The 16,855-nt window shown below is 66.0% G+C and carries 16 protein-coding genes; 11 read left to right on the top strand and 5 right to left on the bottom strand.

Annotation, left to right across the window (positions count from 1 at the left end; translation table 11 throughout):
* The first annotated feature begins 36 nt into the window (after window positions 1-36).
* The 9 genes from P3T42_RS21450 (at window position 37) to P3T42_RS21410 (ending at window position 8,766) form a co-directional block, all read left to right on the top strand.
* The gene (locus tag P3T42_RS21450) at window positions 37-834 is read left to right on the top strand and encodes a helix-turn-helix transcriptional regulator (protein ID WP_074297772.1); all 798 of its coding nucleotides are present in this window, start codon (window positions 37-39) and stop codon (window positions 832-834) included.
* Window positions 835-920: 86 nt separating this feature from the next.
* Window positions 921-1,973 (top strand): LacI family DNA-binding transcriptional regulator, encoded by a 1,053-nt coding sequence (locus P3T42_RS21445; RefSeq protein WP_429307182.1) that lies wholly within the window; start codon window positions 921-923, stop codon window positions 1,971-1,973.
* A gap of 247 nt (window positions 1,974-2,220) precedes the next feature.
* Window positions 2,221-3,168, top strand: a complete 948-nt coding sequence (locus P3T42_RS21440; RefSeq protein WP_074297768.1) for a substrate-binding domain-containing protein — start codon at window positions 2,221-2,223, stop codon at window positions 3,166-3,168.
* A gap of 33 nt (window positions 3,169-3,201) precedes the next feature.
* The gene (locus tag P3T42_RS21435) at window positions 3,202-3,990 is read left to right on the top strand and encodes an ATP-binding cassette domain-containing protein (RefSeq protein ID WP_429307181.1); all 789 of its coding nucleotides are present in this window, start codon (window positions 3,202-3,204) and stop codon (window positions 3,988-3,990) included.
* A 14-nt stretch (window positions 3,991-4,004) separates the two neighbouring features.
* Window positions 4,005-5,000, top strand: a complete 996-nt coding sequence (locus tag P3T42_RS21430) for an ABC transporter permease (protein ID WP_429307180.1) — start codon at window positions 4,005-4,007, stop codon at window positions 4,998-5,000.
* A 13-nt stretch (window positions 5,001-5,013) separates the two neighbouring features.
* Window positions 5,014-6,096 (top strand): phosphotriesterase family protein, encoded by a 1,083-nt coding sequence (locus tag P3T42_RS21425; protein ID WP_074297765.1) that lies wholly within the window; start codon window positions 5,014-5,016, stop codon window positions 6,094-6,096.
* A gap of 117 nt (window positions 6,097-6,213) precedes the next feature.
* Window positions 6,214-6,990: a glutamine amidotransferase gene (locus tag P3T42_RS21420; RefSeq protein WP_429307179.1), complete on the top strand. Its 777-nt coding sequence runs from the start codon at window positions 6,214-6,216 to the stop codon at window positions 6,988-6,990.
* Window positions 6,991-7,920 (top strand): ribokinase, encoded by a 930-nt coding sequence (locus P3T42_RS21415; RefSeq protein ID WP_429307178.1) that lies wholly within the window; start codon window positions 6,991-6,993, stop codon window positions 7,918-7,920. It abuts the gene before it with no gap.
* 6 nt (window positions 7,921-7,926) lie between these two features.
* A complete protein-coding gene (locus tag P3T42_RS21410; protein ID WP_429307177.1) occupies window positions 7,927-8,766 on the top strand; it encodes a BtpA/SgcQ family protein in 840 nt (279 codons plus the stop codon).
* 1 nt (window position 8,767) lies between these two features.
* Here P3T42_RS21410 and P3T42_RS21405 read toward each other — a convergent pair whose 3' ends face one another.
* Window positions 8,768-9,160, bottom strand: a complete 393-nt coding sequence (locus P3T42_RS21405) for a PPC domain-containing DNA-binding protein (protein WP_429307176.1) — start codon at window positions 9,158-9,160, stop codon at window positions 8,768-8,770.
* A 106-nt stretch (window positions 9,161-9,266) separates the two neighbouring features.
* Window positions 9,267-10,187: a LysR family transcriptional regulator gene (locus tag P3T42_RS21400; protein WP_429307175.1), complete on the bottom strand. Its 921-nt coding sequence runs from the start codon at window positions 10,185-10,187 to the stop codon at window positions 9,267-9,269.
* A 125-nt stretch (window positions 10,188-10,312) separates the two neighbouring features.
* Here P3T42_RS21400 and P3T42_RS21395 point away from each other — a divergent pair, with 125 nt between their 5' ends.
* Complete coding sequence (locus P3T42_RS21395) at window positions 10,313-11,239, top strand: DMT family transporter (RefSeq protein ID WP_429307174.1); 927 nt, start codon at window positions 10,313-10,315, stop codon at window positions 11,237-11,239.
* 81 nt (window positions 11,240-11,320) lie between these two features.
* Here P3T42_RS21395 and P3T42_RS21390 read toward each other — a convergent pair whose 3' ends face one another.
* The 3 genes from P3T42_RS21390 to P3T42_RS21380 form a co-directional block, all read right to left on the bottom strand.
* On the bottom strand, window positions 11,321-12,568 hold the full coding sequence (locus tag P3T42_RS21390) for an amidohydrolase family protein (protein ID WP_429307173.1): 1,248 nt from the start codon (window positions 12,566-12,568) through the stop codon (window positions 11,321-11,323).
* A 29-nt stretch (window positions 12,569-12,597) separates the two neighbouring features.
* Entirely contained in the window at window positions 12,598-13,905 is a 1,308-nt protein-coding gene (locus P3T42_RS21385) for an MFS transporter (RefSeq protein WP_429307172.1), read from the bottom strand.
* A 177-nt stretch (window positions 13,906-14,082) separates the two neighbouring features.
* On the bottom strand, window positions 14,083-15,024 hold the full coding sequence (locus P3T42_RS21380) for a LysR substrate-binding domain-containing protein (RefSeq protein ID WP_429307171.1): 942 nt from the start codon (window positions 15,022-15,024) through the stop codon (window positions 14,083-14,085).
* Window positions 15,025-15,255: 231 nt separating this feature from the next.
* Here P3T42_RS21380 and P3T42_RS21375 point away from each other — a divergent pair, with 231 nt between their 5' ends.
* Complete coding sequence (locus P3T42_RS21375; RefSeq protein WP_429307170.1) at window positions 15,256-16,818, top strand: amidase; 1,563 nt, start codon at window positions 15,256-15,258, stop codon at window positions 16,816-16,818.
* Window positions 16,819-16,855: the final 37 nt, after the last annotated feature.

Here is a 16,855-nt window from a genome sequence, read left to right as displayed (position 1 = left end):
ATCCCAGGATTAGCCAGTCCCTCCCAGAGCGTCTCAATGAGCGACCTTACCGATCCGAGCAGGGCCGAACTCGGCAATTTTCTGCGCGCCCGCCGCGAGCGGCTCGACCCGCTCGCGCTCGGCATTGCCAACGGCCGGCGTCGGCGTACGCCCGGACTGCGGCGCGAAGAAGTGGCCGAACTCGCGGGCATCGGAGTGGACTGGTATATCCGGCTCGAGCAGGGGCGCGACGTCAGCCCCTCTTCCACCACGGTCGATGCACTCGCTCGCGCGCTGCGCCTCGAACCCGCCGAACACGCCCATTTGCGGGCGCTGGCGCGCGTCGCCGAACGGCGTCCCTTCGTACTCGAAAGCGTGCCGGATACGGTGCGCCGGGTCGTCGAACATCTCGACCAGCCCGCCTACATCACGGGGCGCCGCTGGGACATCCTGGCGTGGAACGCCGCAGCGGTCGACCTGTTCAAGGACTTCGGCAGGATCCCGCTAGCGCAGCGCAATATCCTCATCTATATGCTGACGGACCCGGATGCGCGCAGCCTGTTCGGCACAAGCTGGGCCCGCGAGGCGAAGCGCATGGTCGCGCAGTTTCGCGCAAGCCACGATCTGTGGGCGGGCGATCCGGCGTTTATCGAACTGCAGGATCGCCTTAGCCGCGGCTGCACGGAATTCAGCGCCTGGTGGCAAAGCCACGACATCAGCGCGACCGTCGCCGGACGCAAGCGGCTGCATCATCGAACGAGGGGGATGTTGTCGGCCGAGTACGCCACGTTTCAGGCCAATGACGATCCCTCGTTGAAGCTCGCGATCTACAAGGTAGAGGAAGTGACGCGCTAAGGTCCGCTGCGCGTGTCGGGCATGCCGCGCCCCTTCAACGCGCCCCGCACGATAAACTAGCCGCGCACCTACCGGGAACCGCTCACTTGGCAAAAGTCTCCACGATCCGCGACGTCGCCGAATTGGCCAACGTATCCAAAGCGACCGTCTCACGCTACCTCAACGGCACGCTCACGCTGCCGGCGGAGACGAAGAAGCGCGTCGACGACGCCGTGATCGCCCTCAACTACCGGCAGAACAGCCTCGCGCGGCGCCTGAGCATCGGCAGCAGCGAGACCATCGGTCTTGCCATGCCCGATGTCGCCAACCCGTTTTTCGCCGAACTCGCCGACGCGGTCGAGGAAGCCGCCTCGGAGGGCGGCTTCGGCCTGTCGCTGTGCATCACGCGCAACCGGCTCGAACGCGAAGCGCTCTATCTGAGCTGGCTCGACACCCAGCATCTCGACGGCCTGATCTTCGCCACCAATCGCCCCGACGACGGCTCGCTCAAGCGGCTGATCGGCGAGCGCAGCAACATCGTGCTGATCGACGAGGACGTGCCGGGTGTCGACGTGCCGAAGGTCTTCGTCGACAACGTCGAGGGCGGTTATCTGGCCACCCGCCACCTGATCGACGCGGGTCATACGCGCATCGCCTACGTCACCGGTCCGGAGACGCTCTTCAGCGTGCGCGAGCGGCTCGAAGGCTACCGGCGCGCGCTCGACGAGGCCGGCCTTCCGTTCGATGCGTCGCTCGTGCTGTACGGCGCCTATGACCGCCGTTTCGGCGAAGCGGCCGCCGCCGAACTGATCGCGCGTGACGTGGTCCCCACCGCCGTATTTGCCGCCAGCGACTACCTCGCGGTCGGCATGCTGAAAACGCTGCGCGAGCGCGGTCTGGACGTGCCGGCGGATATGTCGATCGTCGGCTTCGACGACATGGAGTTCGCCAGCCTCCTCATGCCGCCCATCACCACGCTGCGCCAATCGGCCCGCGAACTGGGCCGCGCAGGCGTCGCGATCCTGCTCGCCATGCTCGCCGGCGACCCAGCGGCCACCGCACTGGCCTCGGCCTCGGCGGCGACGTCCGGCAAACCGGAGCACCGCCTGCCGGTCAGCCTGATCGAGCGCGCCTCGGTGGCGCCGCCGCGCAAGCGCTAGGCGGGCCGCGGCGCGCGCCGCACCCCGAGCTTGCCGGGTGCCGCTCGCCCCACTCCGCATCCGCCGCCCCCGTACTTTCCCCTGGTCTTTATTGAAACGGTTGACAGCGAAATACTCGCCGCTTACTTTTGATAAACCGGTTTACAAGAAGGCGGGCGCAATGTCGGTTGCGTCCTTGAAAGTCTTTTCCACTCCCGGGGCGACGCCTTGCAGCGCGCCGCTCCGCTTACTCAGAAAAGGGATTTCGATGAACGCAGCACTACCTTTGCGCCGGCTCGCCGCCACCCTCCTTGCGCTGTCGGTGTTGAGCGCCGCCGGGTCCGCGTGCGCCGCGGACAAGAAGAAGATCGCCCTCGTGCAGATCAACCAGGAAGCGCTTTTCTTCACACAGATGGACCAGGGCGCGCAGGCCGCGGCGAAAGCGGCCGGCGTCAATCTGGAGATCTACAACTCGAACAACGACCCGAACGCGCAAAACAACGCGATCGAGACGTATATTCAGCAGAAGGTCGATGCGATTCTGGTGGTCGCGATCGACGTCAACGGCATCAAGCCCGCCATCACCGAAGCGAAGAAGGCCGGCATTCCGGTCGTCACCATCGACGCCATCGTGAACGGCGACAACTCGGTGCAGGTGGGCGTGGACAACAAGAAGGTCGGCGTGGATATCGGCAAATACACGGCGAATTACATCAACAGGAGCCTCGGCGGCAAGGCGCAGATCGGCGTCGTCGGTGCGTTGAATTCGTTCATCCAGAACGTGCGGCTCGATGGCTTCAAGGAAGGCGTGGCGAGTGCGCCGGGCGCGAAGATCGTGTCGACCGTCGACGGCCAGAACGTGCAGGATCAGGCGCAAACGGCGGCTGAGAACCTGATTTCGGGCAATCCGAATCTGCAGATCGTCTACGCAACGGGCGAACCCGCACTAATCGGCCTGGTGGCGGCCGCCCTCTCGCAAGGCTCGACCGATCACCTGAAGATCGTCGGCTGGGACTTGAGTGCGCAGGCCATCAAGGGCATCGACGCGGGCTTCGTAACCGCCGTCGTGCAGCAGGATCCCGAGGGCGAAGGCAAAGCGGCCGTCGGCGCGGCGCTCAAGCTGATCGCCAGACAGCCGGTCGACAAGAACATCTCAGTGCCCGTCACGATCGTGACCAAGGCGAATGTGGACAAATACCGCGCTATCTTCAAGTAAGCAGCCGGTGCCGTTCAGGACGAGGAAACCCAGATGAACAGCGATGCCATCCCTCCACGCGTACGCATGGAAAACATCACCAAGAGCTACGGCGCTGTTCAGTCGTTGCGCGGGGTGACTCTGGAAGTGGCGCCGGGTGAAGTGCTCGGACTGGTGGGCGATAACGGCGCGGGCAAATCCACGGTGTCGAAGGTGCTGGCGGGCGCGGTGATTCCCGATAGCGGCCGCATCGAAATCGACGGCGAGCCGGTGCGTTTCGAAGACCCCGGCGACGCCCGCAAGCATCGCATCGAAATGGTCTATCAGGACCTGTCGCTCTGCGATACGGTGGATGTGGCCGGCAACCTGTTCTTCGGCCGCGAGCCGATGCGGCGCATGCTGGGCATCCCCATGCTCGATCACGCGAAGATGCATCACGACGCCCGCGAGATGCTCGACGGTCTGGGCATCCGCATTCCGAGCACGCGTCTCGATGTCGAAAACCTCTCGGGCGGCCAGCGTCAGGCCATTGCGATTTCGCGCGCGGTGTCGTTCGACCCGAAAGTGCTGATCATGGACGAGCCCACCGCGGCGCTCGCCGTGGCCGAAGTCGAAGCGGTGCTCGAACTGGTGCAGACCATCAGCCGCCGCGGCGTCGGCGTGATCCTGATCAGCCATCGCCTGCAGGACCTGTTTCTCGTCTGCGACCGCATCAGCGTGATGTACGAAGGACAGAACGTGGCGGACCGCAAGATCGGCGAGACGAATCTCGAGGAGATCGTCGACCTGATCGTCGGACGTAAATTCAAAGCGCGCTCGGCGCGGGCTCTTGCGGAGAACTGATCGTGGAAATCGCCATGCAAAAGGAAAAGGACCCGAAGGCGCCGCACCGCTCGCTGCAGAACCGGCTCGGCGGCAACGCGGGGGTTGCCAGCATCGCGGTGTTCTTTGTGTGCTGCGCCGTCGCCTTCAGTTTCGCCACCGATACCTTCCTCACCGCCGGCAACCTGCTGAACGTGCTGCGCCAGAGCGCACCGCTCCTGATCGTCGCAACCGCGATGACGCTCGTGATCACCACCGGCGGCATCGACCTGTCGATCGGCTCGACCCTCGCGCTGGTGGGCGCGCTTGCCGCCATCGCGCTGCATGCGGGTGTGGCGGACGGCGTCGTGCTGATCGGCGGCCTCCTGCTCGGTGCGCTGATCGGTGCGATCAACGGTTACTTCATCGCCTGGGCGGGCATGCCGGCCTTCATCGTCACGCTCGGCACGCTCTCGGTGGTGCGCGGCCTTGCGCTGCTGATCACGCAGGGCTATTCCGTGCCGATCGAAAACGACGGCTGGTTCGTGCAACTCGGCCGCGGACATCTGTTCGGCGTGCCGATGCCCGCCGTAATCTCCATCGCGACGCTGTTTGCCGGCTGGTTTGCCTTGCGGCACATGCGCTTCGGACGCTACGTGGTCGGCATCGGCACGAATGCGGAAGGCGTGCGGCGGGCCGGCGTCAACGTGCGCATCGTGACGTTGAAGGTCTACATCCTCAGCGGCGCGGCGGCCGGGCTTGCGGGCCTCATCACCACCGCGCGTCTGGGCAGCGGTTCGTCGAATCAGGGGGTCGGCTTCGAACTCGCGGTGATCGCCGCAGTGGTGCTCGGGAGTACGAATCTGTTCGGCGGCCGCGGCACCATTCTCGGCACGCTGCTGGGCGCGCTCACGATCGCCGTGCTCGGCAACGGGCTGATCCTGATTCACGTCTCGCCGTTCTATACGCAGATCATCCAGGGCGCCATCATGCTGCTCGCCATCTGGATGAACACGCGCATTTTCTCGCCGCAACGCAGTCGCAAGGGCTAAGGAGCGTCAAGCGATGAGGTCGATTTTCCGCCACGCTTCCCCGCTGCCCATCGGCGTGGACAGCGGCTACGTGATGACCGTGCTCGGCCCGCTGCCGGTCGCGCAGATGGGCGTCACGCTGATGCATGAGCACATCCTGCTGGATGCGTCGGGCAAGTGGGTGCCGCCTTCATGTTGCGGCGATCGCGAGATCGGCGAGCAGAAGGTGCATATCGGCATTCTGGGCGCGCTGCGGATGAATCCGTTGATGAACCGCGACAACTGCCAACTGTTCGATGTCGAAGCCGCGATCGACGAACTGATGCGCTTTCGCGAGCTGGGCGGCGAGACGGTGGTGGATCCGACCAACCTCGGCATTGGCCGCGACCCGGCCGCGTTGCAAGTCGTGGCGCGGCGCACGGGGCTCAACATCGTGATGTCCACCGGCTTTTATCTGGAGCCCTCGCATCCCCGCTACGTCAGCGAGCGGTCGATCGACGATCTGGCCGAGCAACTGATTTTCGAAGTCGGCGGTGCGCACGACAAGCCCGACGTCGTGGCCGGCCTGATCGGCGAGATCGGGGTCTCCGCAGCCTTCACGCCCAACGAAGAAAAGTCGCTGCGGGCGGCCGCGCGCGCGAGCGCCGCGACCCGCGTGCCGCTCTCGATCCATCTGCCAGGCTGGGTGCGCCATGGACACCGCGTGCTGGACGTCGTCGAGGCCGAAGGCGCCGACCTGCAACACACCGTGCTATGCCACATGAACCCCAGCCACATGGACACGGAGTACCAGCACACCCTGGCGCGGCGTGGCGCCTGGCTCGAATACGACATGATCGGCATGGACTACTACTACGCCGATGAGGACGCGCAGTCGCCATCGGATGAAGAGAACGCGCGGGCCATCAAGGCGCTGATCGACGCGGGCTTCGTCGACCGGCTGCTGATGTCGCAAGACGTGTTTCTCAAGACCATGCTGACCCGCTACGGCGGCTATGGCTACGGTTACATCCTCAAGCATTTCGTGCCGCGGTTGCGACGCCATGGCGTGACGAACCCGCAGATCGAAACCATGATGATCGCCAATCCGGCGAAGGTCTTTTCGCGGCAACGCTGAATGAAGGCGCGCACTCCCGCCGCCCATTGGCGATTGCCGACTGAACGGTAAACCGGTTTAACGCCGCGTGTGCCGCCGCCGACACGGCTGGCACACGTGCCTTAAAGGAGATTTCGCATGACCCCATCCGCTCATTCCGCGCATTCGATCCTGCTTGCGGGGGAAAGCTGGACCAGCACGGCAACGCACATCAAAGGCTTCGACCAGTTTCCGACCGTGACGTATCACAACGGCGCGAAGCTGTTCCTTGATGCGCTGAAAGACAGCCGTTACACGATCCGCCATATGCCGAGCCATGAGGCGCAGGAGGACTTTCCGAGCACGCTCGAAGGCCTGCTCGCCTATGAGGCGATCATCCTGTCCGACATCGGCGCCAATACGCTGCTGCTGCACCCCGATACGTGGGCCAAAAGCCAGCGCACGCCGAACCGGCTCAAGCTGCTGCGCGAGTATGTGGCGGCGGGCGGCGGGCTGATGATGGTCGGCGGCTATCTGAGCTTTCAGGGCATCAATGGCAGCGCGCGGTTTCGCGGCACGCCCGTCGAAGAGGTACTGCCGGTGACCTGCCTGCCCTACGACGACCGTGTCGAAGTGCCCGAAGGCTTCACGCCGCAGGTGGTCGCCGCGCATCCGCTCGTCGATGGTCTCGGCACCGCGTGGCCGCATCTGCTCGGCTACAACGAAGTCCAGCTCAAGCCGGGCGCCACGCTGATTGCGACCGTGCCGGAGACCGGGCATCCATTACTGGTTGCCGGCACGTATGGCAAGGGCCGCACGCTCGCGTGGACCAGCGACATGTCGCATCACTGGCTGCCGCCGGAATTCTCGGACTGGGACGGCAACGCGCGCCTGTGGCTGAACTGCCTCGACTGGCTGAGTTCGGGTGGCGAGTAGATGACGCATCGCCAGGAACGCGTCTGCGTGGTCGGCAATGCGGCGATCGATCTGAGCTTGCGCGTCGCGCATCTGCCGCTCGCCGGCGAAACCTCGCTCGCCCTGCAAAGCGCCTCCGACTTCGGCGGCAAGGGTGCCAATCAGGCGCTGGCGGCGACACGCGCGGGCACATTCACGCAACTGTTTGCGGCGGTCGGCCAGGACGCGGACGGCGACCGGCTGATCGCCCATCTGAACGCCGAAGGCATCGACACGCAACATGTGCTGCGCGTGCCCCGCCCGACCGATCTCTCCATCGTCACCGTCGACGCTCAAGGCGAGAACACCATCGTCACGCGCAACGAAGCCGCAGCGGGGTTTCACCCCGAGCCCGGCGCCGTGCTCGACGCCACCCGCGCCGGCGACTGGATCGCCTTGCAAGGCAACCTGAGCGCCGACGTCACCGCCGACGTCTTATGCGCGGCGCGCTTCAACGCGCGCCGTACCTTGCTCAATCCCGGACCCGTCTGCTTCGATTGCATGCCCATGCTGGCCGACGTGGATCTGCTGGTGGTGAACCGCGTCGAAGCCGCGACGCTCACCGCGCAGGATGATGCCGCGCAGGCGGCCACTGCATTGCATCGCGCCGGCGCCCGCGAGGTCTGCGTGACGCTTGGCGCAAACGGCGTGCTCTGGTGCAACGACAACGGCATTTACCGTCTCGCCGCGATACCCACCCATGCCGTGGATACCGTCGGCGCCGGCGATGCATTCTGCGGCACGCTGCTCGCCGCGCTGGCGCAAGACCTCGCCATGCCGCTCGCGCTGCGCTGGGCCCAGACCGTGGCCGCCTATGCCGTCGCGCGACGCGGGGCGCAAGCCAGCTTTCCCGACCGCGCGACGACGCGCGATTTGCTGCACTCCTCCGTTCCTCCCCTTCAGGCAAGTTGAATCGATATGGAAACTTCTTCTGGTGTTGGCCGTGGACGTCTCGACTGCGTCGCGCAGATTTTTGGCCGCCCTCGCAGTGTGGTGATCGGCGTGATTCACTGCCCGGCGTTCCCCGGTTCGCCGCGCTATCAGGGCGCGTCGAGCGAAGCGTTGTATGCGGCCGCGCGCGCCGATGCGCTCGCTTATGCGAGCGGCGGCGTCGATGGCCTGATCATCGAAAATCACGGCGACGTGCCGTTCTCGAAGCCGGACGATATCGGTCATGAGACCTCGGCGTTCATGGCCGTGACGGCGGATCGCATCGCGCGGGAAACCGGCCTGCCGATCGGCATCAACGTGCTCGCGAATGCGGCGATTCCGGCGCTCGCAATCGCCGCGGCGAGCCAGGCGGCCTTCGTGCGGGTCAATCAGTGGGCCAACGCGTATGTCGCGAACGAGGGCTTGATCGAAGGCGCCGCCGCCAGCGCATTGCGCTACCGCGCGCGCCTGCGGGCCGACGGCATCAGCGTATTCGCGGATGCGCACGTCAAGCACGGCGCGCATGCGATTGTCGCGGACCGCGCGCTGGAGGAACTGGTGCGCGACGTGGAATTCTTCGATGCCGATGCGATCATCGCCACCGGCCAGCGCACCGGCGACGCCGCCAGCGCGGATTACCTGCGGCAGATTCGCGCCGCGACCACCTTGCCGTTGCTGGTGGGCAGCGGCTGCACCGAGCGCAACGTCGCGGAGATTCTCTCGATCGTCGACGGCGTGATCGTCGCGAGTTCGTTGAAGGTGGGCGGCGTCTGGTGGAATCCGGTCGACGAGGCGAAAGTCCGCGCCTTCATGCAAGCGGCGCGCTAATTCACGCCTGATGCGATTCAGGCCGGATCACAAGTTCCGGGAAACCTGAACGCGCATCGTGCTCGCGTGAGAAACGATGCTCGGGCAGCAGCGCCAGCAAGATCTCCGCCGTCGTGCGAACGCTGCAGCCGCGCGCCACGTGTCCGCCGAACACCTGGCCGCGCGCGTCGGCAACGGACATGTGCAGATGCGCGCCATCGGGCGAGATCGAACCGGCCAGCGTGAGAATTTCGAGGTCGCCGCGTAACTCGGTGGGCTGGTCGACACCGGCGAAGCGCAACTGCGCGACGCTCAGGCTGCCGATGCCCTGCAGCACGAAGGCCGCCGTCAGATTGCGTGCGCGCAGCACGTCTTCGAGCGCGCCGCGCAGGTCGTCGCCCGGGGAAAGGCGCACGGGGAAAGGCGCACGGGATGGGTTTGCATCGCTCGGCTCCTGGTTGGCAGGGTTCACGCGGGATAAGGCGGGGACGCTGCGCCTATTGTGCCATCCTGAGGTCCGGTCATTCGAGGCCGTGCAGATGCTCGACCAGGTAATCGATCAAGGCCCGCACCTTCAACGGCAGAAACCGGTTCGGCGGATAGAGCAGCCACACCGTGCCCACATAAGCCTGTCCTTCGAGCGCCCAGTCGGGCAACACCGGCACCAGTTCGCCACGCGCGAGCGCATCCGCCGCCGCGAATTCCGGCAGGTTGGCGATGCCGAAGCCCTGTTGCGCCGCTTCGAGCCGCGCGCCGGCATGATTGGCGATATAGCGCCCGCGCACCTCGACGGTCTGCGTGTGCGTGCCGCGCCGCAAACGCCAGCGGTTATCGTCCGCCGTTTCGCCCAGATAGATGCAGTCGTGCTGGGCGAGCTCGCGCGGCGCTTGCGGCGTGCCGCGTGCGTCCAGATACGCCTGCGACGCACACAGCAGCCAGCGCACCGTCCCTAGCCGCCGCCCTGCCAGGCCGGGTGGCGGCCGCTCGGTCAAACGGATCACGAGGTCGAGATCGTCGTCCAGCGGGTCGACGTCGTGGTCCGCATACAGCAGTTGGAGATCGACCTCCGGATAGGCGCGCAGGAAACCCGGCACGAGCGGGTGGATCACCGTGCGGGCGAACTGCGTCGGCGCGCTGACGCTCACCTTGCCCTGGGGGCGGCCGGCGAGTTGACCGGCGGCATCGACCGCGCCCGCGGCGGCGCTCACCATCTCCCGGCAGTAGCGCGCCACCTGCGCACCCGATTCGGTGACCCGCACCTTGCGCGTCGAGCGCTCCAGCAGGCGGGTGGCGAGCGCTTCCTCGAGACGCTTGATCTGCCGGCTGACTGTCGACGGCGTGCTGCCGAGCTGGCGCGCCGCCACCGAGAAATTGCCGGCCTCCACGACGCGCGCAAACACCGCCATATCGGGCAACAGGGCGAAAAGTTCGTTGGGGTTCATCGTGACCGTAGAAAGAGAAGCGCGGCTGGATTAATGCATGTGCGACACAAAAGCTATGCGTCGCGGCCCGATTATCACCCTGCACGCAAGGCTGGACAATACGCACCTGTCCTCCGAGGTTCGCCATGTCCAGACCCGAACGCCTGCAATTCCTGTCCGACCTGATGCTGCTCGCCGTCGCCGTGGTGTGGGGTACCAGCTATGGCGTCGCCAAAAGCGCGCTCGCCTATTACCCGGTTCTCGGGCTGCTTGCGTTGCGCTTCGGCATCACCTTCGTGGTGCTGTCGCCCGCGCTGCGGCCCCTGCGTCATGCCGACGCCCGCGCCTTGCGCGGCGTGCTCGGCGCCGGCGTGCTGCTGTTCAGCATCTTTCTGTGCGAGACCTTCGGCCTGCTGCTCACGCGCGCGGCCAACGCGGCGTTTCTCATCAGCCTGTGCGTGGTGTTGACGCCGCTGGTCGAGTGGTCGCTTCTGAAGCGCCGGCCGAGCCGCATCGAATGGGCGGCTGTAGCGCTGTCGTTGCTCGGTGCGTGGTTGCTGACCGGAGGCGACACCTTCACGCTCAGTCCCGGCGATGCGTTGATCCTCGCGGCCGCGCTTCTGCGTGCTGTGACCGTCTGCGTGACCAAGCGCGTGATGCGCGATGCGGCACTGCCGCCTTTGACCGTGACCGCCGTGCAATCCGGCGTGGTGGCATTCGGCAGCACAGCCGTGGCGCTGCTGTTTGCCCGCGACCAATGGCAACCCGTGCCGTCGTTTGCAGGGCATCCGACGTTCTGGGGTTGCGTGTTCTATCTGGTGCTCGCCTGCACGCTGTTCGCGTTCTTTGCGCAGAACTATGGGATCAAACGCAGCAGCCCGACGCGCGTCGCGCTGCTGATGGGTAGTGAGCCGGCGTTTGGCGCGCTGTTCGCGTGCCTGTGGTTAGGCGAGCGGATCGCGCCGATGGCGTGGGTCGGCGGTGGGTTGATCGTGGCGTCGTCGTTGCTGGCTACGGTGCGCTGGCGCAAGGGGGTGCCGGTTGAAGTACCCGCGGCGCCGCAACAGGCTTAAGGCTGGCGACGGAGTTCGCGGGACTGGGGCGGCCACCCATCACCGTAGCAGCGGCCGCAACCTGCCGGCGCAGCCCACCCCTTACCTCGACGCCACCCTTCCCCGCTGACTCACCACTTCGCCGCGCTGGAACACGTACTCGATGCGCTCGCCCTGCCCGGTCAACACGCCGATATCGCGCAGCGGGTCGCCGTCCACCACCAGCACATCCGCAATCGCACCGGCAGCGACAACACCGAGCTTGCCTGGCCGATCGACGATCTGCGCCGCAATCGTCGTGGCCGAACGCAGCGTCTCCAGATTGCCCAGCACCTCGGCGCGAATCCGCAGTTCGTCGCTCTGGAACGTATGCATCTCGCCGAGCAGGTCGGAGCCGAAACCCATCGGCACGCCGGCGCGCGCATAGATCTGCAGCGAGTCGCGGCCGGCTTGCCGCACCGTCTCGACCTTGGCGATCGAATCGGCCGGCAGGCCGTACTCGGCTCCGTGCTTCGCAAGTGCGTCGTAGGTCACCAGCGTCGGCACGACGAAGGCGCCATGCTCGTGCATCAGGCGCGCCGCCGCTTCATCCACGAGATTGCCGTGCTCGATCGTGCGCACGCCGCAGCGCACGGCACGCGCGATCGCGCGGCCGGTGTACGCATGCGCCATCACGTATGTGTTGGCCGCATGCGCCTCGGCGACGATTGCGCGGATCTCGTCTTCGGAATACTGGGTGTTGCCGATCGGGTCGGTCGGCGAGGCGACGCCGCCCGACGCCATGATCTTGATCTGCGTCGCGCCCTTCTGGATTTCTTCGCGCACGGCGAGTCGCACGGCATCGACGCCGTCGACCACCCGCGCAATCGCCCCGGCGCGAAAGCAGCACGAACACGGTTCGAGCATGTCGCCACGCGGGCGGAAATCGCCATGCCCGCCGGTCTGCGACAACGCCTTGCCGGATGGGAAAATGCGCGGCCCCGGAATCAGGCCGGTTGCGAGCGCCTGGGTCAGCCCCCAATCGGCGCCGCCCGCATCGCGCACGCTCGTGAAGCCGCGGCCGAGCATCGCCGAGAGAATCGGCAGCGCGCGAATCGCCGCGAGGATGTTGGGTTGGGTCGCGTTCGTGCCGAGGTTAGCGCTCGACGCGAGCACATGCACGTGACAGTCGATCAGGCCCGGCATCACCGTCTTGCCGCGCGCGTCGACCACACGTGCGCCCGGCAGATCCACCGGCCGGTCGGTGACTTCGACAATGTGACCGTCTTCGATCACAACATGATGATGTTCGAGCAACGTACCCTGCGACAGGTCCAGTACGTTGCCGCCGCTGATTACCGTGATGGTCATGAATAGCTTCCTGGAAGAAAGAACCGGCGTTACCCGCGCAGGCGGCGCGGGGCGCGTACGTAGAAGGTTCCGATGAGACTGATGGCCGCGGCGATCATCACGTAGATGGCCGGCGCCATGTTGCTGCCGGTGGAGGCGATCAGCCACGTGATGAAGAACGGCGCGAAGCCGCCGAAGATCGTCACGGCAAAGTTGTAGGCGACCGAGAGACCCGTCGACAGCACTTTGGTCGGGAACAGTTCGGCAAACGCGGCGAGAATCGGGCCGGTATAGGCGGCGATCAGCAGTCCGAAGATGCCTTGAAACACGAGCAGCGAGGCCAGACCCGGCGCCCGGTTGATGTACACGAACATCGGCCAGGCGAGCAGCAGGATCGCGGCGGCGGCGCCGGACAGGAAGCGCCGGCGGCCATACAGATCGGCCAGCTTGCCCACCACCGGCGAGAAACACATGATCATCAGACCGCCCAGCATCCCCGCCAGAAAGCCCTGCGACGCAGGCAGATGCAGCGTGCGCACCGAGTAGGTCGGCATGTAGAACAGCAGCACGTAGGTGCACGCGGTCCAGAGGATCACCATCGAAAAACTCGCGAAGGTTTCGCGCGGGAAGCGTTGCAGCACTTCGGCGAGCGGCGAGTCGCTTTTCGCTTCTTCCGCGACCGCGATAAAGGCCGGCGTCTCTTCCATGCGGCTGCGAATGAAGTAGCCCACCGGTCCGATCAGGATGCCGATCAGGAACGGCATTCTCCAGCCCCACGAATGCAGCGCATCGGCGCTTAGCCGCGCCGTCACGAAGGTGCCGACGGCCGCGCCGAGCAGCACCGCGAAGCCGATGCTCGACTGGATCCAGCTCGAGTAATACGCGCGCTTGTCCGGCGGGGCGTACTCGGTCAGAAACGCGGTGGCGCTGCCCATTTCGCCGCCGGCGGAAAAGCCTTGCAGCAGGCGCGCCGCCACGATCAGGAGCGGCGCCCACACGCCGATCTGGCTATAGGTGGGCGCGAGGCCGATCAGCGCGGTGCCGGCCGCCATCAACAGGATGGTCAGCGACAAGGCCGCCTTGCGGCCCACCTTGTCGGCGTAGATGCCCAGCACGATGCCGCCCACCGGACGCATGAAAAAGCCGACGCCGAAGGTCGCCACCGTCAGCAGCAGCGAAGTCAGTTCATTGCCGGTCGGAAAGAACAGCTTGGCGATGATGACCGCAAAGAAGCTATACACGGTGAAGTCGAACCATTCGAGGCCGTTGCCGAGCACGGTCGCGAGAATCGCGCGGCGCCGCTGCCGCGTGAGCGAGTCGAGCGGTAGCGCCACGTGGGGTGAAAGCGTTCCTTGCATGGTCTCTTTCCTCATCTGAATGAGCTGTCAGCAGCGCGCCGGTTCAGGATTGAGCGGCACCCCCGCATGCACAAGACCGATCCTAGGAGCGTTGTGGTTTTTTTCTGAAACGAAAGAATCGCATGCATGCATGCGCGTAGCGCATGCGAACGGGCGTTCCGGGCTTTCTATGCTTTCTTATGCCGCCGGCCGCGCCGTCTGTTGCGGCGTGTGCTGCATCGTCTGCCGCTCTGCCTGCTCGAACAACCAGTTTGTAAACAGCCGCCCCGCCTGGTTCTGCGAGCGGTCGTTCGGCGACACCACGTAGTAGCCGCCGCCGTGACTGGCCGAAGCGCGTGTGGCCCGCACCAGCAAACCTTCGGCGAGGCACGCATCGATCATGTGGCGCCAGCCGAGCACCACACCCTGGCCGAGAATCGCCATCTGCACCAGTTGCGGATAGTGATTCACCACCACCGACTTCGGCGAGCCTGGCATCTGCACGTCGTTCAGCCGGAACCATTCCGGCCACGACATCCATTGCCGCTGGCCGTCCTCCTGCATTAGCAAGGTCTCCTGAGCGAGGTCGGCGGGTTCGAGCTTGCGGCCGTCAAGGTAGCCCGGCGAGCAGACCGGATAGACCTCCTCGTCGAAGATCCGGCGTGCCGTGAAATGCGGTTCGGCGCGCTGTCTGATGTAGTACAGGCCGACGTCGAATTCCGCCGGCGAGAGCGAGGCGAGCCCGTCGCGCACGATCATGCGCAGATGGATGTTGGGGTACGCCGCGCGGAAGGCGCCGAGGCGCGGCGTGAGCCATAGCACGGCGACGCCGGACGAGCAGGCGATCGTCAACTCCTGGTCGCCGTAACGCTTCATCACGTCGAGCGTCGCCTCGGAGCAGTTGGCGAGCAGCCACTGCACGTGCTTCGCGTAGCGTTCGCCGGCGATGGTGAGCCGCAGCGAGCGATGCTCGCGCACGAACAGCGAGCGGCCCAAAAAATCTTCGAGCTGGGCGATCTGGCGGCTGATTGCGCTTTGCGTGAGATGCAGTTCGGCGGCGGCCTTGGTGAAACTGGCATGACGCATGGCCGATTCGAACGCGATCAGGCATTGGAGCGGTGGGAGCGGGGCGATACGCATGGTGACCGTGCATGAGGTTCGATTGGCGTCATCATAACGCCGGGGATTTTTGGCTCAGCGCCATCCCCTGCTAACCCCCGTGCCCACCTTCCCCGCCACCATCTAATTTTGTTAAGGTAATCTCGCGCGATTGCGACTCGCCTCCGGCGTGCCTGGGCAAAGGCAAAGGCCACAGCCCGGACGCGCACCGCGTAGCGACCCCGCGTATCCATTTCAACAAGAAAACTCACTATGAGACGACGCAGTTTTTTCGCTTCACTCGGCCTGCTGGCCTCCGCCCTCTCCACGAAGCACGCCTCCGCCCTGCCCACCAAGCCGGCAAGCGCCGCGGCCACCCCCGACCCAACCGGCGCCGTGCGAACCAGCCGTCACTACCTGGAACGGATCGCCGCGCTCGACCGGCAAGGTCCGCAGTTGCGCAGCCTCATCGAACTCAATCCGGATGCGTTGCAGATTGCTGCGACGCTCGACGCCGAGCGCGCGGCCGGGACCGTGCGCGGTCCGCTGCATGGCCTGCCGATTGTGGTCAAGGACAACATCGCCACCGGCGACCGGATGGCGACGACGGCCGGCTCGCTGGCGCTCGACGGCGTGCGTGCCACGCGCGACGCGCACCTGGTCGCACGCCTGCGTGCGGCGGGCGGCGTGATCCTCGGCAAGACCAATCTGAGCGAGTGGGCCAACATCCGCTCCTCGCGCTCGACGAGCGGCTGGAGCGGACGCGGCGGCCTGTCGCGCAATCCGTATGCGCTGGACCGCTCCACCAGCGGCTCCAGTTCGGGATCGGCGGCGGCTGTCGCGGCGAACCTCACGCGCCTCGCGATCGGCACCGAGACCGACGGCTCGATCGTCTCGCCGTCATCGATCATGGGCGTCGTCGGGCTGAAGCCGACGGTCGGGCGCATCAGCCGCGACGGCATCATCCCGATCTCGCATACTCAGGACACGCCCGGGCCGATCGCCCGCACCGTCGGCGACGCCGCCCTGCTGCTGGCCGCGCTGGCCGGCCCGGACCCGCAAGATCCGGCGACCCTCGGCGCGCCCGCACCCGACGACTATCTCGCGGCGCTGAATCCGAATGCGCTGCGCGGCGCCCGCATCGGCGTGGCGCGCGAGTTCTTCACCGGCCACGATGAAATCGACGAGCGCATCGAATACGCGCTGGCTCGACTGGTCCTGCAGGGTGCCGTACTGGTCGATCCAATCGATCTGCCGAAGGTCGGCTACGAGACCGAGGAACAGGCGGTACTGCTGCACGAATTCAAGCACGACCTGCCGCTCTGGCTCGCGACGTTTGCCCCACACGCGCCGATTCGCACGCTCGCCGATGTGATTGCGTTCAACGACACGCACCGCGAACGCGAGATGCCGTACTTCGGCCAGGAACTGCTGATCCAGGCGCAGGCCCTGGGCGACCTCGACAGCGCGGTCTATGTCCAGGCGCTGGCCGCCTGCCGCAAGGGTTCGCGCGAGGAAGGCATCGACCGCGCGATTCGCGAGCACAAGCTGGATGCGATCGTCGCGCCGACCGGCGGCACCGCATGGCTCACCGATTTCATCAACGGCGACAGCGGCGGCGACGGCTTCTCCACGCCGGCTGCAGTGGCCGGCTATCCGCATCTGACGGTCCCGGCGGGCCTCGTGCGCGGCCTGCCGATCGGCTTGTCGTTCGTCGGTCCGGCATGGAGCGAAGCGCGGCTGCTGGCGCTCGGCTATGCGTTCGAGCAGGCCACCCAGTGGCGCGAAGAACCTCAGTTCCTCAAACAATCGAGCATTCCGCCCCTGCGGGCTTGATGCGCTGTGCGGCATCCGGCGGCCGTCTCACGCCGCA

Origin of the sequence: Paraburkholderia sp. GAS38 (assembly GCF_050434965.1) — a bacterium.
GTDB classification, from domain to species: Bacteria; Pseudomonadota; Gammaproteobacteria; order Burkholderiales; family Burkholderiaceae; genus Paraburkholderia; species Paraburkholderia phenazinium_A.
Note: the sequence above shows the minus strand (reverse complement) of the source record. Positions and strands in the feature narration are given on the sequence as shown.